This is a genomic window from Alcaligenes sp. 13f (genome assembly GCF_020496585.1).
In the GTDB taxonomy this organism is placed as follows: domain Bacteria; phylum Pseudomonadota; class Gammaproteobacteria; order Burkholderiales; family Burkholderiaceae_B; genus Alcaligenes; species Alcaligenes phenolicus.
On record NZ_JAHKKC010000007.1, the window covers coordinates 134,504 to 154,674 of the forward strand.

Below are 20,171 nucleotides of genomic sequence, written 5' to 3' on the forward strand. Positions count from 1 at the left end.
TCCGCAGAAACAAAAGTACGACGCGAGCAGGCTAGGACCGCGATCGCAGCCCAGCGTCGTCAACTCTTGCAGACTTCCTGCCGCAGTTGCTCTGCCGAGAGCTTGATCATCTTGCCGTTCTCTACCAAGACCACCGAGGTATTGGTTTGCATGGCCACAAAACGTGCCGACTGCGCTGCACGCTCCAAGGCGGCCAACGAAGCCCGCAAGTCCGGGTTTTTTGCTTTGGAAATATCTTCTTTATTCATCTTTCTCTCCCCACTCCAACAGGACTGGCACACTGCCTGCGTTATCGTACAAAACCCAATCATCCACGGTATCCCGATAATGATGCAGGAAGTTCTTCATGCCAGCCGCAAAGCGACGACGAATGACGGGCTCAGGGATGTTATGGCCACCCTGACGTACCCGTTCTGCCACTCGCGCGATCGCCATATCCGCATCGGGCAGACTTAAAAAATACAAGCTGACGCGATAGCCCTGCGCCTGCCATTTTTCAATATGGCGCACATAGCCTTGGCCAGACAAGGTCGTTTCCAGCGCGAAGCTCTCGCCCAGGCGAACTGCTTCTTTCAATTCGTCCAGCATCAAACGCCCCGCTTTGATGGCCGCGCTCTCTGGCGCAAAAGGCGACAAACCTGCAGCAATCAGATCTGCATTGATAAAGCGCAGCACCTCCGCCTCGGCCGGGAGGAAAGAGCGCGCAAACGTCGTCTTGCCTGCCCCGTTCGGGCCAGCAATGATCAGAATCTTTTTGCTCTTGCCCGTGTCAGCGTTGTTGCCAGACATAAATACACCTAAACAATGTCCACATTGAACAGATTTGTATCATACATTGGCGAAAAGGCCAGCCAAGCACCTTGCTTTGGCCGCCACGCATCCGCGAGACAAGGCTGTTTTTCAGGCGATAAAAAGGCTCCTTGAGCACAAGGAACCTTTTCAAGGAGCAGGCGGGAATGACCCGTTACCAGGCCATAGCGAGTGATCTATTGACGCTTTTTCAGCGGGCAGGTGCTCAGGCCCAGCATGGGGTACAGCGGGCAAAAACCGACCAGCCCCGTGATCAGAGGAATCAGGCCCAGCCAGCCCCACCAGCCGATGACGTTCGTGACTGCCAGCGCAATCAGCACCACACCCACAACGATACGAGCAATACGATCCAAACCACCTACATTGCTTTTCATGGCGAATCCTTTTAACAAAGAAGCAAGGGAAAACGGGTCGGGCGATGGCCTGCAGGCGATGCGCCCCGCCCCTGATGCCATCAGGCTCAGGGACAGAAAATATCTTTCAAGGTGCCAATCAAGGTGGCGACATTCGGGTCCTCAATGCGGTAATACAGGGTTTGCGCCTCGCGCCGGTAGCTGACCAAACCTTCCTGGCGCATGCGCGCCAAATGCTGCGACAGGGCCGAGGGGCTTAGCGCCACCATCTCGTTCAGTGCTCCCACACTCATCTCGCCTTGCTGAATCAAGAGACACAGAATCACCAGGCGTTTGGGATTGCCCACCGCCTGCAACAAAGCGGCCGCTTGATCAGCGCTCTCTTGCAACAGCTCGATGTCGGATTTGCTTTGGATCATGGTTTATCCAGCTTTTCTTGCGCATTAATTTAGATAAATCTTAATTTAGCATATACTGAATTAATGCAGTCAACAATTTCAGTATTCCTTTGCTTTTGTTAATACGACAGGAGTCATGCATGAGTGAAACTAGCTACAAGCAACTGACCCAAGGCATTTCCAGCAATCTGGCGCAGCTACGTCAGACCCAAGCCGACGTGATGAAAGGGTTTGGAGATCTGGGCAAGGCCGCCATGACAGGCGGCGCCCTCGATGCCAAAACCAAAGAATTGATAGCCTTGGCAATTGGCGTAGCCACCCATTGCGAGGGCTGCATAGGCTTTCATAGCAAGGCCTTGGCGCAGATGGGAGCCAGTCTGGAAGAAGTACATGAAGCCTTGGGGGTTGCGATCTATATGGGCGGTGGTCCATCCGTGATGTACGCGGCCAATGCCGTTGCCGCATTCAATGAATTCAAGTCTTGAACCGAAACAAGGAGAATTGTGATGCCTAAACCCGCTGCTTTTGTATCGACGCTGTTCCATGCCCAGGGCAATCCCGACAAAGTAACCGTGGCCCTGACCATGGCTGTCAATGCGGTTCAGAAGGGACATAGCGCCTGCCTGATTCTGATGGCTGAAGGAGTCGCGCTGGGTGTACCCGGTGCCGCCGACCCCATCAGTATTGGCGCCCCCTTTGAACCGGCAGCAGAGCTGTTGAAGAAATATCTGGAGCAAGGTGGACGCGTGGCCGTGTGCAAGTCCTGCATGCTGCATAACGGCCTGAGCGCCGAGCAGATGGACCCACGCTTTGAAATCATTTCCGCGCCGGATGTGATCGACCTGCTGATGGGCGCAACAGGCTCTTTGCAGATTTCCTGATACGCTGCTTCCTCAGATGCAAAACAGGCCAAACCATTTTTGTGTTTTGGCCTGCTTTTTCAATACAAAATACTGGCATTCAATTCAGCAAGTCTGCCTTGGCCCCTATGCTTCTGGCTCTGTATTAGCCAGAGAAACGTACACAATCTCCGGGTCGCCTTCATCCAGATTTTCAATCACGCCGCTACGTCGAAAGCCCAATTTCTGAAACATGCCATGCATGGCCTGATTGGATTGGTTGGTAGAAGAAAACAGCTTTTCTGTCTGACTAATCTGCCGGAAATATCGCAGCAAAGCCGAGCCAATGCCCTGCCCCCGACCAGACTCCCCCACCATCAGCATCTCGACAAAGCCGTGGCCAAAGAAGTGGTAATTCAAGACGCCATAGCCCAACAAGATGCCTTCTCGCTCAGCCACATAACACTGCGATTTCTGAATCCAGCCCTGAATCTGCAAGGCACGCTCAGGCTCCTGCGACGCTACCGTGTCAAGGGCCAGCAAGCCTTCATAATCTGCCTGAATGGCGGATCGGATCTGTATAGAAGTTTGTTCTTTTACGGCTGCCATAGGATGAAAACCTGCTCCTTGTGTTTGATGCTTTCCTGCATTGAAAGGCCATCAAGAACACTCAAGCGCACATCATACCGATAGAGCTTCCCCCTTGAGCATCCAAGGGGGCATACAAGCTATCTATGGCCGCTCTTCAAGCCGAATGCGCCAGCAAGGCCTCCAGCAAAAAGAAGCTGGCGCAGGCCGATTCCACCAGTTCAGACTGCCCCGGCGCAACTTTGTAAAGATGTCCCACAAAACGCCCTGTTTCACTTAACTCAGGGGTCAGCAAGGCATCCAGATACAAGCGCGATTGCTCGTGCAGCCATTGTTGTTCCGGCAGAATCTGCGACAGCTCATACATAGCCAAAGAAGCAATCGCCCAGGCTGAACGGTCTACCGGACTTAGTGGGGACTCCTGCGTCAAAAAGCCATGCGCAAACTTCCCCCAACGCTCGTGCCAATATCGGCAGGCATTCAGGGCTGCTTGAGCATAGGACTTTCTGTCATACAAGCGCGTTGCGGTTGCCATTCCCAGCATGGCCCAGGCCTGCCCTCGTTGCCAGGTTTCAGCCCCCTGCTCGGCCAGCACATCGTTCCCGCGTAGCAAGACCGTATCCCGCCAGGCTCCGCTGCGTTTCTGCAAGTACCGCAGGCAGGCATCCACATGCCATTGCCCAAACTGACGCGCCACCGGCCCGCCCTGCGCATCCAGCACCAAGAGCGTAGGAGCCAGAGCATCCACATTCAAAATGTGATTGCCCGCTTCCCCGCCCCCCATTCCGGAACCCAAGGGCCAGAAGCCGCTAGAGGCATCAAAGCTGTTCAGCAGAGCTTGTGCAGCCTGATCGATATGGGCTTCGGCCTCTCTATCCCCATGCCAGATGCTGCCCAGGCCGGAGCCATACCAGAACACAAAGCTACGATTGATGCTGGGCTCTTCCAGCCAGACTTGCAGCTTCTGGCTCCAGTTCAGCGCCTGCTCCTTATCCTGCTCCTGACCACTGATCAAGGCACGTCGCCACCACAAGCCCGCCCAGAAGCCCCCCAACCAGGAGCCACGTCGCGACAAGGTCCATTGCTCGGACGAGGACTGTCTGAACAAGGGAAACTGCTCCCCACATTGCTCGGCAACCTGGTCCATATTCGCAAAAATGGACTCTATGCTGGCTGATCCCAATACATCTACAGACATCCCATCATTCCCCTTTCGCCATACGACGAACCTGGTACAGAATCAGGCACAACAAGCTGGCGCACACCAGAATGCCCATCAGAAAAGGCCAGGCAGCGGCGAAGCCTTCGGGCGAGCGCAGCAGCACACCAAACAGTGGCGGGCCAAAGGCAAAGCCACCAAAAAACCCGACGGACAACAGCCCTGCCGTACGAGCCGGTGCCCCAAAGCGGGCATCTCGCAGCAACATGCTCATGGCAATGGCATTGGTCGCAACCAGGGTCAGGCCAATGGCCAGCACCCCGGCTCCCAAGGGCCAAAGCCTGTCCGGCGCGGCCATCATCATCAGCAACAAGGCCACAATTGGGATGACAAACAGGATGCCCAGCAACAAGGTTTCATCACCAAATCGGGCAGCGATAGGCGTCAAGAGCACTCGGGACACAATCCCCATCACCCCAAAGCCACTGACCAACATCCCTATCCAGTACGGCGACACGCCCAGCTGTTGCGCAAAAACACCCAGAAAAGTGATGAAGGACGACAGCACCAGACCCGCGCACAGCTGAATGGCCATCAACAGCCAAAGCTGTTGGCTGGGCCAAGGCAAGCGCCAGGACATGCTGCCAGCTGCGGTGCTGGCTCTGGCCGGCAAAAGCTGCAAGGCAAAGTAGGACAGGCACAGCATGGCGGGCACCCACACCACAAACGCACCCCGCCACCCCAGCTTGTAGGCCAGGGTGGGCAGGACCAAACCGGCCAGCAAGGCCGAAGCCTGTACACCAGACTGCTTGATACCGACCAGCCCGGCCTTACGCTCTGCCGGTACCAACTGGGCAATGGCCTGATTGGTCACCGGGTTCGCCAAGGACTGCGCCAAGCCGCACAAGAGCAGGGCCGTCAGCACACCCCAGAAACCCGGCAGCACCGCGATCAAACTAAAGGACATGGCCACCAGCAGGAACAACAAAAACAAGCCTTGCCGATTGCCCATGCGCTGCACCAAAGCCCCCGCCCACGGCGAGAGCAAGGCAGCCAGACCAAAGGTGCTGGTGGTCAACCAGCCCAGTTGCTCGCGCGAGATGCCCAGATCCTGAATGATTTGCGGACCCAGGACGCCGATGGCATAAAACACCATCATGGGCATGCCCATCGCCAGAGTCATCAAACTGGCCAGCACCCAAGGGGAACGACTTGCCCGTGTCGATAGCATCATGCGACTGCCTTGTTCATGTCTGCCGTCTCCTGAATGGCGTAGTGGGCTTGCAGCAAGTGCTTGCCGACCGTGCTGATCAAGGCATCGTCCGCCCCATCCAGAATATGCGTGGTACGCGCTGCCCGGTAGATGCCGGACAAGGGGCTCCAATCGGCCAGCCCTTCGGCCCCCATGATCTGGATAGCGGAATCTGCCGCCTCGCTGACTGCATCCGACGCTGCCAGTTTGGCCACATTCACCTCCACCGAATTGGGCAAGCCCGCATCGAACTTGACGGCGGCTTCGCGCAGCAAGCAACGGGCCGAGGTAATGGCGCGGTACACCTGATAGACCCGCGCCCGAACCAGTTGCTTGTCCGCCAGACGGGCCAGCTCCCCACGTTCCGAATGAATGCGCTCGCACATGATTTCAAAGCTGCGTTGCGCCAATCCCAACCATTGCACGGATCGCAAGATACGGCCCAAAGCCAGGCGCTTTTGCATCAAGGCAATGCCCTGCCCGGCGCTGCCCAGAACATAATCCTCCGGCACGGTCACATTGTTGAACAGCAGCTCGTTCTGCCCCTGGTAACGTCCCAGCAACGGCAAGGGACGCACGACTTTAAAGCCCGCCGCATCCGTGGGCACGATCACCATGGACAAGGACTCATTCACGGGACCGTCCGCGCTGCGCGCCACCACGGTCGCGAAGCTGGCCAGTTGCGCCCGGCAAATAAACCACTTGCGGCCATTCACATGCCATTGCCCGTCTTTCAGGCGAGCCTGACATTGCATGGTGGCCGGAATCGAACCAATGCTGTCCGGCTCGGACATGGCGTAGCTGGACACCGCATCACCCTTGAGCAAGGGCGTCAGAAAGCGCTGTTTGACGCTGGCCGAGCCATGATGGCTCAACATATACGCATCCAGCGTGGCATCTGCCCCGAAAATGCCGGGGCCATATTCGGAGCGTCCTTCCTGTTCAGCCACGGGCAAGTATTCGACCAAACTGGCGATCCGACCGCCGCGATGCATGGGGTAGAAACTGCCGAACAAACCCGCCTGTTGAGCCCGACGTGTTAGGTCCAGAGTCAGCTCGCGGGCCAGATTATCTCCCTGAGCCAGAATGCCCTCGTTGGGGATGATCTCGGTATCCACAAACTGCCGCAGCTTGCGGCTCAAGGCTGCGCTGGAAATGGCAAGGTGGCTCATGCTGCTATCCCCGCTGCGGTCTTGGTCCCGGAACCCAATGCAGCCGCATCGGCAGCCAAGGCGCGCTTGTCGATCTTGCCCGCAGGCGTCAGCGGCAAGCTGCGGTAAAAGCGCAGATACTCGGGCAGCTTGTTCACTTCCAGACCCTGCTCACGCAAGAAGTCGGTAATCTCTTTCAGGGAGAAACGCGGCACGCCTTCACGCACTGTCACGCACAAGCAAATACGCTGACCCAGATCCGCATCGGGGACCGGCACGCAAGCCACGGTAACCACATCCGGGTGAGCCATGACCAAACCTTCAATTTGCACCGGGCTGATGTTCGCACCACCACGAATGATGATGTCTTTCTTGCGACCCGCCAGCACCAACTGCCCTTGGGCATTGATGTAACCCAGATCGCCCGTTTTCACCCAACCCTGCTCATCCCGATACTGGGCATCCAGTTCCGGGGCGTTCACATATTGCATGGGGCTCAAGGGACCACGTGCGGTGATTTCGCCTACTTCACCTTGCGGCACTTCGGCACCCTCATCGTCAATCAGGCGGATCTCGCACACTTGCGGATTTGGGGTCCCTACACTGCTCAAGACCACTTCGATAGGATCATCCAATGTGTTGTGGCAGTTCACCCCATCGGCCGAGCCGTACAGACTGATGAAGCCGCAATCAAACGCTTCCACGCAACGGCGTACTGTGGCTTCGTCAATAACTGAACCGCCCACAATCAAACCGCGCAAGCTGGCTTTATCGGCCTTCTCCAGCTCGGGTGCTGCCGCAATACGCTGGAACATGGTGGGCACGCCCAGAATAAAGCTGGGTTTGAAGGCATTGATGGCGGCAATCGCACTAGGCACATCAAACTTGGGCAAGACCACCAAAGAACCACCTAACCAGCACAGCACGCCGAAGGTGGCTGTAGAGCCAAATGAAGAACCCAGCGGCACCAGATACATGCCGCGGAACTCCACATCATTGGGAGAAATGCGTTGCAGGAATCGGCCGCGTCCACCTACCAGGGCATTATGCGAATAGGCCACCAGCTTGGGTTCAGATTCGGTGCCCGAGGACACCAGCAAACGCACGGGCGAATTGGGTGACACCACCGGCAATTCGGACAAGGCCAAAGGCTCACCTTCGAACAGAGAATCCAAAGTCATCCAGCCCGGACGCGATGGACCTTGCACAATCAGGACACGCAAGGACAGCAGCGTAGGGCGCAAGGACTCGATCACTTCGCACAAATCAATGCCTGCATATTCATGCGGCACAATCACCGCCCGTGCATCGCAACGACGCACCAGCGACTGAATATCCAGCTTGCCCCGTCCGGGCGGGAAAGGCGCCACAATCGCCCCCAAAGCCGCGGCGGCCAGGTCAATGGCGCAGCACACCCAATGGTTGCTGAGCTGATACGCCACCACGTCGCCCGCCATAATCCCTGCACGACGCAAGCTGCCTGCCAGACGCAGAGCCGCGTCCATCAAGGCGCTATAGCTGATATTGCCTTGCGGCGAGAGCACCGCCAGTTTGTCCGGATGAGCCTGAGCTTTTTCCGCAAACAGCGTAAAGACCGGCTTATTCGGGTAGGTACCGTCCTCTATCCAGCGTTGGCGCAATGACGCAGGGACCAGATCGATGATGCCAGCGTGATTCATAAAAACCTCCAGGGAGAATTAACAGACGAATAGCCCTTGTCATGGAAATGAGACGTCAGACGTGGATCAGCACGCAGTTGCGCCAGATTGCTATGGACGCGGCGGGCCGGTATGCCCAGCACATCCAGTTGCGTTTCCAGGCTACGGGCAGACTGGGACAGAAGACGATCCGGCAAAACCGTCCAGACAGCATCGGGCGACACATTCAGCCACCCGGCCAGGGCATGCAGATGCGTTTGATCCTGGCAGTCGATGACGATGAAGCCCTCGCCCGTCTGGAACACCGCCGACACGCCAGTTTTACTGATGGGAGAAACGGCCTGGGCCAGATGATCGGCCGTGGCCAACAAGGAGCTGTCTACCCGCAAGCCCGACCCGCTCAGGCCCCGGCGCAGCAAGGCGGCACTGATACCCAGCGCGGCCATCACCCCGCCCAGCACATCCAGCACCGTAAACAACGACCCGCCCCGTGCATCCGAGGTTTGTGAAATGGTGTGAGCAATACCCGACCAGGCTTGCACCGTGAAGTCCGTCCCCGGCGCGTCCACTTGCTCCTGACCCCAACCGCCCGCATAGGCGTAGACCAGATCCGGGCGCACCGCGTGCAAGTCCTGGGCATCCAGTTGCAGCTCGGCCGCCTTGCCCGGCGCCCAGTTATGCAGAAATACATCAGACTGGCTCACCAATTCGTAAATGGCCTGGCGGCCTTGAGCCGATTTGATGTCCACTTCCTGCACCGTCTTGAATTGATTGAGCGCATCAAAGCGCACCGAGCAGCCATCCACGCACGGCGGCATGGCACGCAAGGGATCACCACCGGGCGGTTCCAGACGAATCACTTCGGCCCCCAACAGCGCCAGCAAGTGACCGGCAATAGGCCCTTGAATCCGACGGCAGGACTCCACCACCCGCAAACCACGCAGGGGCAAATCGGCCTTGGACGGCAAGGTGCTCAATGAGCCGGGCGCGGCATGACTCTGATGCTGCCACAGACCGGCCAAGGCCGCGTAATCACTATCGCTCTGGCGTTGAGCCGGTGTACGTACCGGCAAGATGGCCATGCCGGTCTGCAAGGCCAGTTCCTGCAAACGGGCAAAGTTCAGGGCTTGCAGACTGCTTAAACATGCCGCTGGCATAGGGCACACCGCCTTGGCATAGCGCAGCAAAAACGCTTTCCAGGCCTGACCAGCCAGATCGGCCGGTACGCCCACTGCTTCCCAAAAGGCGCGCCAGGGTCGCGGGTCCAAGGTTTCCAGTTCAAAGACCACGCCGTCTTGCGAAACAAAGGGTGGCCGCAAGCCGGGATCGTAACTACCCGCCAATAACTGTTCGGGATCTTGAGCCGCCGTTGCCCCGGCCAGATACTGCCCGATACTGAGCAGGCCGCAGCCCAAGGGCGAAACCGACACCGTAGAGAAACGCCCGCCGCGCAATTGGCCCAAGGCTGCCGCCAAGGTCGCTTGCAGGGTCATGGCTGAACTGAGCACGGCCAGATAATCCAGGCCCAGCGTGCCCGAAAGCCCACTGGAGCGTCCATGCACGGACAAGATACCGCTGGCAGCCTGCATGCTCAGCTCGCTGATCGCGGCTTGCGTCATGCCGCCCGTCTCGGTTTCCAGATGCGTGCTAATCGTTCCAAAATCAGGCGAATACAGGCTGAATGCTGCTTCGTCTTGATGGCCTGCGGATTGTCCTTGTTCAGATAAACCCAGCAATCGAGCCTGACGGCTCAAGGCAGCAGGCAAGCCCGGCCAATACGGGGGCTGTGAGCCCATCTGCCAACGTAATCCGCAGCCATGTAGTAATTCAGACATAGTTTCAAACCAGAGTGATGCGCACGCCAAGTGCTGATTGCAGAAACCAGCACTTGCACCATGAAAATCCAGACCAGATGGTCTTAGCCCCCTGCTACGGCAGGCAGTACGGTCAGGCTGTCGCCAGCACGAGTGGCGGTTTTCAGGCCATCACTGAAACGGATGTCCTCTTCGTTCACGTAAATATTCACGAAACGGTGCAGGTCTTCGCCGCTCATCAGGCGCGCCTTGATGCCGGGAAACTGGCCTTCAAGATGCTCGATCACTTCGCCTACCGAAGCGCCCTGGGCCTGGACTTTCTTCTCTCCGTTCGTCAGTGGACGCAGCAAGGTCGGAATAGAGACTGAAATGGACATGCTTAAAACTCCTTTGAAATAGTGGTTTCCAACAGCCGGGACGCACGCCCCCCTTGGGGGAGCGACGCTGTTCCCTAGACAATCACGATGGTTTCTTCGGTCACACCGCCGTCGATAATCCGGAAGGATCGAACCGGCACGGTGGCCTGATCCCAGGTGGACACGATCAGGTAATGCAGTTCGGGATGGCCCGCAAAATCGATGTCATCCTTGCTCGGGAAAGCCTGGCTGGCGGTATGAGAGTGATAGATCACGCAACACTCCTGATCATCCTCATCCAGACGGCGGTAGACCTGAAATTGCTCACGCGAATCGAACTGATAAAACACCTCCGAGGCCGCCCGGTTTTGCATGGGCAGCACGCGCTCGGCCACCAGCGAGCCCTCCTGGGCGGCAATCAGTCCGCATGCCTCAATGGGGTGATCCTGCTTGGCATGATTCAGAACTTGCTCCAGAGCAGAGCGACGAATCTGCAAGGCCATGATGTGCTTCCTCCCGAACTTAGTAAGATGCCAATTCGGGAGCGACCTGCTCCACCCAAGCCAGCACGCCGCCTTCCAGATTGCGCACCTTGGGGGCCTTCAACTTGATCAGCTCTTCGCACACGGTCCTGGAGCGCGCACCGGAGCGGCACGAAATCACCAGATCCGCATTCGGACCAAAGGCAGCCAGAATCTCGGCGGCGACGGTGGGCGATTTGGGCATCAGAATCGCGCCAGGAATATTCACGATTTCCCATTCATTGGGATCGCGCACGTCCACCAGAACAGGGGCCTGCTCTTGGTCCAGCAGCTCTTTCAACTCCAGCACAGTCATGACAGGCACAGGAATGGCCATGGCATCAGCCGGTGGATTCAGGCCGCAGAAAGTTTGGTAATCACCCAGCTCGGTCACGGGCTTGCGATTGGGCAGGCGGCGGATGGGCAGTTCGCGGTAGCACATATCCAGTGCGTCATAAGCGATCAGGCGGCCGATCAAAGGATCGCCAATGCCGGTAATCAGCTTGATGGCTTCGGTGGACATGATGGAGGCAATCGAGGCGCACAAGACACCAAACACACCGCCCTGCGCGCAAGACGGAGCCAGCTCGGGCGGTGGGGGCTCGGGGTACAGGTCGCGGTAGTTCAAACCTATGCCACCGGGCGCGTTTTCCCAGAACACCGAGACCTGGCCTTCAAAGCGGAAGATCGAACCCCAGACATAGGGTTTATCAGCCAGCATGCACGCATCATTGACCAGATAGCGGGTCGCAAAGTTGTCAGTGCCGTCCAGAATCAGGTCGTAGCGCGAGAACAGCTCGACCGCCATGCCAGGTTCCAATCTGTCGGTATAAGTTTCTACCTTGACGTGGGGGTTGAGCTTGTGAATCGCACGCTTGGCGCTTTCCACTTTCAGCTCGTCAATGCTGTCTACGGTGTGAATGATCTGGCGCTGCAAATTGGATTCATCCACCCGGTCAAAGTCGATGATGCCCAGTGCGCCCACCCCGGCTGCGGCCAAGTACAGCAAGGTGGGCGAACCCAGCCCCCCTGCCCCGATAACCAGCACTTTGGCATTTTTGATGCGGCGCTGGCCTTCCATGCCCACATTGGGAATCAAGAGGTGACGGCTATAACGGTTAACCTCTTCGCGGCTTAAAGGCTCACCGGGCTCAACTAAGGGGGGCAAGGTCATAATGACTCCTGGTTAAATACATATGAATACGAACAAGACTTATTCTCAAATATGACTGAAAATGACACAATAGCCTTTGGGTTCTAATTTCTATGCGAAACGGAGCAAAAACGATGAACGCCAACGCAAGCTGTGTGCGCTGGCGTTTTCAGGCCCTGACTTACTGACTACGCAGCAAAACTTCGGTGCTGGCACCAACGCTGTGGCGCACGCGCCAAGCCAGTACAAAGGCGAACAGAACGCCCAGGGTGAGTACGCCCAGCATGACAACCTGACCGAAACGGTCCAGCAAGATGCCAGCGGCAATGGGGACGGCCATACGGGCCAGGGTGAAGATGGTCGATTGCAAACCGTAGTCCGAGGCATTGCGCTGTCTGCGGGTAAAGAACATGGTCAGTCCAAAGAGCAAGGCCGACACCGCCCCCATGCTGGCTGCAATCAACATGGCACTGCTGATCAGCCACACCGGGCCCAGCTTGGCCCAGACCGAGACCATCAGCAGAATCAGGGACAGCAAGGCCGCCAGCAGATAAATAGGAATGGCGCGTGCGGCCCCCAGCAATGAGGCCAAGCGACCACCAATCAGGCTAAATACAGCACCGGTAATGCCACCGGCAATCCCTACCGTCCAAGCCACCTCTTCCAAGGGCATGCCTTGGTCCAGCATCAAGGGTTTCAGGTAAAACCAGACAGCGCCAATAAAGGGAAAACTGGTCAGTAGCAAGCTGGTCCATTGCTTGGCTCCCTCCTGCCCGAAAAAGCTGACCCAATCGGCAACAAAACCGGGCGGTGCCTGCTCGGTTTCAGCCGCTTGCAAACCGGCTTTGGAACGCAAGAAGACAAAGGGCAAACAACCAATCACCAGCCCCAGGCCCATCAAGGCGAACGGTGCCTGCCAACCCCAGCGGGCCTGCACCAGCACCATCACTCCCGCCCCGACAATCGCGCCCAGAAACAAGGCGGCAGAACGAATACTGCCCGCACGCAACTGTTCCTCGCGCGGCAGGTATTGCACGGCCAAGGCATTCAGGGGAATGTCCATCCAGGTCGCCACAATGCTGATGGCAAACGTCAGGGCAAAAAGCAGGGTCCGCTGATCAATCAGATTCTCGCGACCTATGCCCACATACAAAGCCAGCAACAGCACCGCCATCAACCACAGCCAATGCACAAAATGTCCGCCACCCAGGCGGACACGCTGCACCGGCATGGCCAGCACCAGCTTGAAAATGGCGGGCAGGGCCGCCAGCTGGAACAAGCCTATCTCGGTGCCGGACCAGCCATGCTGGCGCATCACCAGGGGCATGCCCAGCATCAGGTAAATACTGGGGACGGCCAGCACCAGATTCATCCAGCCAAACAGCAGCTGCGCCCCCCACGCTTTCCACGTCTTCATTGTCATCACCCTTTGCACGTCTTGCGCGCAATCAATGCAGTGACGGGCGCAACCGGAAAGCGCACCTCATCAAACTGCTGAACATCATCAAATCCGGCTTGTTCCAGCAACTGGGCCAACTGCCCTTCCGGCAGCACATGGCGGCCTTGCATGCACATATGCAGGTAGTAATGCAAAATCCGTTTGGCCTTGCTGACCTCGCTATGCACTTCGGCGTGACAGCACACCAGCACCCCACCGGGGCGCAGCGCGCGATACAGACGGGCCAGCAAAGCAGGAATATCCGGTACAAAATGCAGCACGGAAGAGCACCAGATCAGGTCATAATCCGCCCCGAAATCGTCCACCAGCAGATCACCGGCCAAGGTGCTGACACGGGCCTCCAGACCCGCATCAAGAATTTTTTGCTGAGCGACAGCAGCCGCCGCTTTGTACTCGAACACCACGGCATTCAAGTCCTGCTGCTGTTGCGCCAAGGCGATGGCTACCAGTCCAGGCCCACCGCCCAAATCCAGCAAACGTTGCGCCTGCCAGAACTCCGGCACGGCTCCAAAAATTTCACAGGCCACCTCGGCCGTCACCGCCGTTTGTTCCTGGGCAATTTGTGAACGTGCCGCCGCTGCCCAGCCTTGCTGAATCAATGCCGGATCCGCTGGAGGCGATTTGCCATTACGCAGCAGCTCATCGAGCTGATTGCCCACCTGACGCAAGACACCATGCCGAAACAGCAAGGCATCGCCACAGTATTGCGCCGAACCCGGATTCAGATAACGCGCCGTTTGCGGCAGGCTGCGATAGCGTCGCGGACAGGTCCACTGACACTCCAGCAGCTCCAGACTCCACAGCAACTCCAGCAGGTAGGCGGTGTTGTCGGCGTCCCACTTGAGCACAAGCGCAAGTTCCTCCGCAGCGATAAACTGATCCAGATGCGCAAACACGCCATACCCCAAAGCCAGGTTCAAGGCATCTGCACTTAAACCCGCCAATTGCGCGTCCCAACAGGCTTGCAGAGCATGCGACTCCAGCAATTGCTCCGACAAAACGACTTCTCCTAGCGATCGATCCAGCACTGTTTTTTACCTCCGTGAATTCCACAATGGCCCTTCCCTCTGCCATCACAGCTAGAAATGATATATATTTAATGAGAATTATTTGCATTAAGATCTATGCTGAACGGAGCAATTCATATGCGAGGCGCTTTTAGCAGGAGAAATGATGAACACGCGCAAATTTGGCTATCGCTTAACCACGGATGAACCCAGGTCATGCCGCGCTCTGAGCGATGGCCGAGTCCGGCTGCAACTACCCGAAGAACTGGGCCACTGCTATTCCGAATGCGTGGAACTGGAACAAGGGTTCTTGTTGGGCCGCTTGCACTATCACCCCAGCCGATCGCTGGTTGAAGAGAGCAACGGCCCGCACGCGGGCCGTGTCATTGTGGTGACGGTGGGTCTGCAAGGACAGTCGGCCTATCAGGGTCGGGAGAGCTCAGATCTGCTGTTCAAGGCAGGCCATACCACGGTGACGGCTTTTCGATCCCTGCGGGGGGAACGCCACTATCAAGAGGACCAGTCCGTATCGCAATTACGGCTGGTCATCAGCGAGGCGGCCTTGAACAAATACGTGGGCCCGGAACGCGCCACCCAGTTGATGGATTGCGTGGGACTGCACCGTCTGTCCTTTCATGCCAGCAGCCAGGCCACCATGGCCCATGCGGCGGCATTGGCACGCTATATGCAGCCGTGCACCCCGGAGCAGCCCATTCATCACCACAGGCTGAACCTGCAAATCCATGCACTAAGCTTGCTGGCCGAGCAGTTCAACCGCCTGGCCCCACCCGACGCCCCCAACAGCGCCCCGCTGTCGGTGGATGATATTCAACGGGTCGAGCGAGCACGCGATTTGCTCAGCTCGCAACTGGACCAGCAAATCACGGTGGAGTATTTGGCGACGACGGTGGGCATTAACGAGCACAAACTTAAAGAAGGTTTTCGCTATCTGTACGACAACACGCCTATCGGCCTGCTGCTGGAACTACGTATGCGCAAAGCCTATACCTTGCTGGAGTCCGGCCAACAAGTGGCCCAGGCCGCCTGGCAAGTCGGCTACAAATACCCCAATAATTTTTCCGTCGCCTTTACGCGCTACTTTGGCCGCTCACCCAAATCCATTTTTGGCAACAAGCGCGCCTAAACCTTTGTATTTCCGCTGTTTTCGGCCTCTGCATTCATAGAGGCCCACCCTTCTTTCGGGCCGCCCCCTGCGGCCCTCTCCCTGAAAAGTTCCCCTCCTGCTTTGACAAATTCCTGCAATTGCAGCGGATTTCCGGTCCTGCATAGGAATTGCTCCGTCCTGCATATCAATCTAAGTGATAACTATTCTCATTAATGTGAATAATATCCCCGTGCCTTTCCTCACCTTTTGAGACAAGTGGTGAGCCTGGCCAGCAAACGGGAAGTACTTCCCCACGACAGATTGTTATTTTTCGCACGGAGCCCTGGTTCGTTTTATGTCCGCTACCCTTTCACCCTACACAAAAAAACACGCGCTCAAGCCGCTGGTGTATGCCTTGATTCTGGCCTCCTGGGCCGGGCAGACACAGGCCCAAAGCGTGGGCAGCGCCCCACCCTCCTCCCGTCAGGACGAGCGCCAGGACGATACGGACAGAGCCACTCGCCTAGACACCATTACCGTCGTACGTGAGACCCGCGATGAAGCCGGCAAGGCCGATGTCTTCGAGAAAGACGTCTCCAATGTGTACGCGGGCAAGGAGGAAATCGAGCTGTACAAAGGCAGCTCCGTGGGGGATTTGTTCAAAGGTTTGAACGGGGTGTATGCGGGGGATTCGCGCAATAGCGGCGCGCTGGACCCGAACATTCGCGGTATCCAGGGTGAAGGCCGTATTCCATTGACGATTGACGGAACGGAACAGGCCACATCAGTCTGGCTGGGACCGGCGGGGGTCGCCAACCGCAACTATGTTGATCCCAATATGATCAGCAGCATTCTGGTGGAAAAAGGCGTGTCGGCAACGTCGGGAGCCAGCGGGATTGGCGGATCGGTGCAGATCCGCACGCTGCAGGTGGAGGATATTGTCAAACCGGGCGAGACCTTCGGGATTGAATTGAAGGCGGAGACAGCGACGAATTCGACCAAGCCGAATGAGCGTTCGTTCGGAGTGTTCGGTAAAGACTATAGAGACATCCCTGGCGCAGTATTTGATAAAGGTGGTACTAACGGCGTCATTCTGCCGGGATCCGTTTCGCCAGAGCGTATGCCTAAAGAAGGCAATGGCGGCAAGAACTTCAACTTCGAAGACCACTCCTATCGCCTGGCAATCGCAACCAAACAAGAGAACTTTGACCTGCTGGCCGCATACAGCTACCGCAGTCGCGGCAACTATTACAGCGGTAAAAAGGGTAGCGAGAAATACGAGCACGACTCATGGCAGGAAGATGCGAAGAACGATAAAAGGCCGGGCTTCTCATCCCCAAGCATCAGCTACATCGCCAAATATTTCCGCCCCGGTGAAGAGGTCCTGAACACATCCAGCGAACTGGAAACCACCCTGCTCAAGGGAACGCTGCGCTTACCTCACGATCAAGCCATTGATATGAGCTACATGCGCAGCAACCATACCTTTGGCGAGAGTGTGCCTTGGAACGTGGTCTGGGCCGTGCATGCGCTGGATGGTCAGGGCGAGAAAAAGATTCTGCAAAACGAGAACCCCTATAGCAAGGTCAAACAAGACACCTGGAATCTGAACTACTCCTGGAACCCCGAAGGCAACCGTTTCATCAACTTGAAAGCTGGCGCCTGGATTACACAAAGTGACAGCGCTCGCCATCAAAACGGTGACGTGATCTATGGCACTCAAGGCGACGGGTGGAATGGTCGGGATCACGCGTGGGATGACTATACGGATTGCCACGTCCTTGGCAGAGATCTACCCATGTGTGCCAACGTGCCTACGACTCCACCCGATAAAGAATCCAATGCGGATGGTCGTTTCAACATTGTGCCTCGCGCCTTGCAAATTACCGATCACCGTCGCACAGGTTTGAACCTGAGCAATGAAATGACTTTGCACTCCACCCTGGACTTGAGCTTGCAAGCGGACTTTACGCGCGAAAAACTCAAACAGCATGACGCTTCGGAAAACCTCACGCACCTGACTGAACTGAACTGGGGCGTAAACCATATGGGGCCGCGTTCGGGCACCCGCCAACAATGGAACTTTGGTTTTAATTTTGATTGGCGTCCGGTCGACTGGTTGCAGGTGAATGCTGGCGCTCGTTACAGCGACTATTGGTCGTATGACGACAAGCTGGCCGAGATGCGTAGTCAGCAACATAAGGATTGGGCTATTCAGCCTGCACTCAAAGGCTACAACTATCAAATCCAACGATTGATGACCGATCAAGAAGTAACGGCCTACAACGAGCAAATCATTCAGGAGCTCACTCCTCGCTATGAAAAATACAAGCGAAATTGGGAGTTTCTTAACAGCATAGATCCTAGTTATGTCGATGGTCCGCTGAAATCGCCTGAAGAATATATGGCATTCAGACTGGATGCTGGAAAAATCGATGGCTATCGCTACATTGATGAATCTGTTTTTGTCCCGTCAGGCCAAACTCATACAGGATTCACGGCTAATAATCCATTTACCAATGGCGAAATTGACGCGAGCGAGACAGTTACCGACGCCCAAGGTCAAACGGGGTCGGTCGACAAATACATCACCTCAACAAACAACCGGAAACCTGTCTATCAAGACGAAACTGAAATTACCAATAAGTGGGAAGAACCCAAAAAACAGAAGGATCATGCATGGGTTCCTCATATTGGGCTGACTGCTTTCGTCACAGACGATATCCGTATCTATGCGCGGTACAACGAGTTTGTCCGCTTCCCTAGTCTGTTTGAATCCTCCATGGCAATGGTAGGCAGCAGCAAAAGCTCCACAGGTGTCGCAGTTAGCCCAGAGCATGCCTACAACTGGGAAATTGGTTATGCCCACAACCTGAGCGGCTACTTTCCCAGCCTGGACTACGCAGACATCAGGATCAACTACTTCAATAACCGCATCAAAGACTATATAGACCGGGACTGGGACTTCAATATCGTGCAGTTTGCCGAGAAAAAAATGTCCGGCATTGAACTGCAAGCTCGGGTGGATAGTGGCAAATACTTTGCAAACTTTGGTGGTACGTACCGCCTGAAACAGCAACTGTGCGACCACGACTACGCACAAACTTTTAATCCCATTCCTGGAGCGCCTGGTAGTCGCAGCGTGCCTGGCTGCGTGGATGGAGGCTTCCCTCGCACCTTTGCCAGAACCAGCCTGCAACCCCAGTATTCACTGAATCTGGATGTAGGTGCTCGTCTCCTGGAGAAGAAACTATTGCTGGGTGCACGCGCCGTTTATCACAGTGCCGCCAAGAACAAAGATGAGGGTGCCTTTGGATCTATGGGCTGGGCCTATAACCGAGCCAATTACTGGAACCCGATCCTGGTCTTTGATGCCTACGCCAGCTATCAGGTGCAGAAGAACCTGAATGTAGACGTGGCGATCAGCAATCTAACCAATCAGTACTACCTGGACCCCATGGCCCGCACCTCTATTCCGGCCCCTGGGCGAACAGTGCGCGTCGGTATGACAGCACGTTTTTAAGTTAATCGGTTTTTTTGGTCGTTTTCGTAAAAACGCCCTTTTTCTTCACTTAATGGAGTTCGTAATGAAAGCAAGTCTGAATGTACAAAAACTGGCTATTGTTTCGGCTTTCCTGCTGGCCTCCGCCAGCAGCTTCGCCGCCCCCGTTGCAGGTGGCGCTTCCAAAGGTTTTGTCGTTGCTGACAAACCCTCCACGATGATGGCTATCGGCGAAGCAGGCATCTCCATGCCCGGCACCGATCCTTACACTGCGAACCCAGCCGATCAGTCGGGTGTGGTCAGCTTCAAGAGCGGTCCCATTTGGCAAACAAATCAGGTGTTAAGCAATGCAGACGGCCATGGTTACATTGAAATGCCTGCTGGCACGAAAATCTCGGAAACTTGGCGCCACACGATTAGCAGCGGTACTGGTGCAGGCACTCAAATCTACGCTTATCGTCAAATGAACGACCCCCTGACTGGCTACCCACACTTCGGCGGTGAAGTTGTAGCCAAAGTCCCTGGCAAAGACGTTTATTTTGGTGAGTGGGCTCCACGTGTCGCTAACCCTAGCCAAGGCAGCAGCACCGACTTGAACATGAACAGCGCTGATCGCACCGTGTTTTACACGGGCGAAAACCCCACCACTGCCATGCCCAACTTGGTTAACGTGAAATACGACGTTGTGGGTATTACCAAGTACAACCCCGGCACACAGGGCGGTATCTCTACTGGCGTCCTGACCGCCAATTACGGTGGTGGCAGCGGCACACTGTCTGGTGCTGTTGGTAGCGTTCTCTTTGATGACGCGACCATTTACTCAAACGGTACATTCGCCCAAGACTTTGACGACGCTTCGAAGATTCGTGGTCAATTTTACGGGGCAGCAGCAGACGCCCTGGCAGGTATCTACTACGACTCCATCAACGGTGCTCGTGACATGGCTTTCGGTGGCGCAAAGCAACAACCCTAAGCTGACAACACCCTAGTGTTGCCATAAGAAAAAAGGGATCGACACGCTCGATCCCCTTTCTCTCCGGACCCTG

20 protein-coding genes are annotated in these 20,171 nt (G+C 56.4%); 5 read left to right on the forward strand and 15 right to left on the reverse strand.

Annotated features, from left to right (window positions below; all coding sequences use genetic code 11):
- Positions 1-59: 59 nt before the first annotated feature.
- The 4 genes from KOE80_RS08075 to KOE80_RS08090 form a co-directional block, all read right to left on the reverse strand.
- Positions 60-248 (reverse strand): hypothetical protein, encoded by a 189-nt coding sequence (locus KOE80_RS08075; protein WP_009454580.1) that lies wholly within the window; start codon positions 246-248, stop codon positions 60-62.
- Entirely contained in the window at positions 241-789 is a 549-nt protein-coding gene (locus KOE80_RS08080; RefSeq protein WP_009454582.1) for a zeta toxin family protein, read from the reverse strand. Before KOE80_RS08080 ends, KOE80_RS08075 begins: the two co-directional genes overlap by 8 nt.
- A gap of 197 nt (positions 790-986) precedes the next feature.
- Positions 987-1,184 (reverse strand): DUF2892 domain-containing protein, encoded by a 198-nt coding sequence (locus tag KOE80_RS08085; protein WP_009454584.1) that lies wholly within the window; start codon positions 1,182-1,184, stop codon positions 987-989.
- Positions 1,185-1,270: 86 nt separating this feature from the next.
- A complete protein-coding gene (locus KOE80_RS08090; RefSeq protein ID WP_009454586.1) occupies positions 1,271-1,582 on the reverse strand; it encodes an ArsR/SmtB family transcription factor in 312 nt (103 codons plus the stop codon).
- A 119-nt stretch (positions 1,583-1,701) separates the two neighbouring features.
- Between KOE80_RS08090 and KOE80_RS08095 the strand changes: the two genes are divergently transcribed.
- Positions 1,702-2,046 (forward strand): carboxymuconolactone decarboxylase family protein, encoded by a 345-nt coding sequence (locus KOE80_RS08095; protein WP_009454588.1) that lies wholly within the window; start codon positions 1,702-1,704, stop codon positions 2,044-2,046.
- Positions 2,047-2,067: 21 nt separating this feature from the next.
- Positions 2,068-2,442: a DsrE family protein gene (locus tag KOE80_RS08100; protein WP_009454590.1), complete on the forward strand. Its 375-nt coding sequence runs from the start codon at positions 2,068-2,070 to the stop codon at positions 2,440-2,442.
- 105 nt (positions 2,443-2,547) lie between these two features.
- Here KOE80_RS08100 and KOE80_RS08105 read toward each other — a convergent pair whose 3' ends face one another.
- The 11 genes from KOE80_RS08105 to KOE80_RS08155 all read right to left on the reverse strand — a co-directional run bounded on the left by KOE80_RS08105 (position 2,548) and on the right by KOE80_RS08155 (position 14,509).
- The gene (locus tag KOE80_RS08105; RefSeq protein WP_220273154.1) at positions 2,548-3,009 is read right to left on the reverse strand and encodes a GNAT family N-acetyltransferase; all 462 of its coding nucleotides are present in this window, start codon (positions 3,007-3,009) and stop codon (positions 2,548-2,550) included.
- Between the two features lie 136 nt (positions 3,010-3,145).
- Positions 3,146-4,186, reverse strand: coding sequence for a hypothetical protein (locus tag KOE80_RS08110; RefSeq protein ID WP_226348852.1), 1,041 nt, complete (start codon positions 4,184-4,186; stop codon positions 3,146-3,148).
- Positions 4,187-4,190: 4 nt separating this feature from the next.
- On the reverse strand, positions 4,191-5,381 hold the full coding sequence (locus KOE80_RS08115; RefSeq protein ID WP_223254028.1) for a CynX/NimT family MFS transporter: 1,191 nt from the start codon (positions 5,379-5,381) through the stop codon (positions 4,191-4,193).
- Positions 5,378-6,571, reverse strand: a complete 1,194-nt coding sequence (locus KOE80_RS08120) for an acyl-CoA dehydrogenase family protein (RefSeq protein ID WP_045931498.1) — start codon at positions 6,569-6,571, stop codon at positions 5,378-5,380. The genes KOE80_RS08115 and KOE80_RS08120 overlap by 4 nt, the downstream gene beginning before the upstream one ends.
- Positions 6,568-8,229, reverse strand: a complete 1,662-nt coding sequence (locus tag KOE80_RS08125; protein ID WP_226348853.1) for an AMP-binding protein — start codon at positions 8,227-8,229, stop codon at positions 6,568-6,570. Before KOE80_RS08125 ends, KOE80_RS08120 begins: the two co-directional genes overlap by 4 nt.
- Entirely contained in the window at positions 8,226-10,043 is a 1,818-nt protein-coding gene (locus tag KOE80_RS08130; protein ID WP_226348854.1) for a CoA transferase, read from the reverse strand. Before KOE80_RS08130 ends, KOE80_RS08125 begins: the two co-directional genes overlap by 4 nt.
- An 83-nt stretch (positions 10,044-10,126) precedes the next feature.
- Positions 10,127-10,399 (reverse strand): MoaD/ThiS family protein, encoded by a 273-nt coding sequence (locus tag KOE80_RS08135; protein WP_003801260.1) that lies wholly within the window; start codon positions 10,397-10,399, stop codon positions 10,127-10,129.
- Positions 10,400-10,473: 74 nt separating this feature from the next.
- Positions 10,474-10,881, reverse strand: coding sequence for a Mov34/MPN/PAD-1 family protein (locus KOE80_RS08140; protein WP_003801262.1), 408 nt, complete (start codon positions 10,879-10,881; stop codon positions 10,474-10,476).
- Between the two features lie 19 nt (positions 10,882-10,900).
- On the reverse strand, positions 10,901-12,073 hold the full coding sequence (gene moeB / locus KOE80_RS08145; RefSeq protein ID WP_226348855.1) for a molybdopterin-synthase adenylyltransferase MoeB: 1,173 nt from the start codon (positions 12,071-12,073) through the stop codon (positions 10,901-10,903).
- 160 nt (positions 12,074-12,233) lie between these two features.
- The gene (locus tag KOE80_RS08150) at positions 12,234-13,469 is read right to left on the reverse strand and encodes an MFS transporter (RefSeq protein WP_226348856.1); all 1,236 of its coding nucleotides are present in this window, start codon (positions 13,467-13,469) and stop codon (positions 12,234-12,236) included.
- A gap of 5 nt (positions 13,470-13,474) precedes the next feature.
- Positions 13,475-14,509 (reverse strand): class I SAM-dependent methyltransferase, encoded by a 1,035-nt coding sequence (locus KOE80_RS08155; protein ID WP_226348857.1) that lies wholly within the window; start codon positions 14,507-14,509, stop codon positions 13,475-13,477.
- Between the two features lie 175 nt (positions 14,510-14,684).
- Between KOE80_RS08155 and KOE80_RS08160 the strand changes: the two genes are divergently transcribed.
- The 3 genes from KOE80_RS08160 to KOE80_RS08170 all read left to right on the forward strand — a co-directional run bounded on the left by KOE80_RS08160 (position 14,685) and on the right by KOE80_RS08170 (position 20,098).
- Entirely contained in the window at positions 14,685-15,662 is a 978-nt protein-coding gene (locus KOE80_RS08160; RefSeq protein ID WP_021446683.1) for a helix-turn-helix domain-containing protein, read from the forward strand.
- Between the two features lie 316 nt (positions 15,663-15,978).
- Positions 15,979-19,146, forward strand: coding sequence for a TonB-dependent receptor domain-containing protein (locus KOE80_RS08165; RefSeq protein ID WP_226348858.1), 3,168 nt, complete (start codon positions 15,979-15,981; stop codon positions 19,144-19,146).
- Positions 19,147-19,210: 64 nt separating this feature from the next.
- Positions 19,211-20,098, forward strand: coding sequence for a Slam-dependent surface lipoprotein (locus KOE80_RS08170; RefSeq protein ID WP_083053691.1), 888 nt, complete (start codon positions 19,211-19,213; stop codon positions 20,096-20,098).
- Positions 20,099-20,171: the final 73 nt, after the last annotated feature.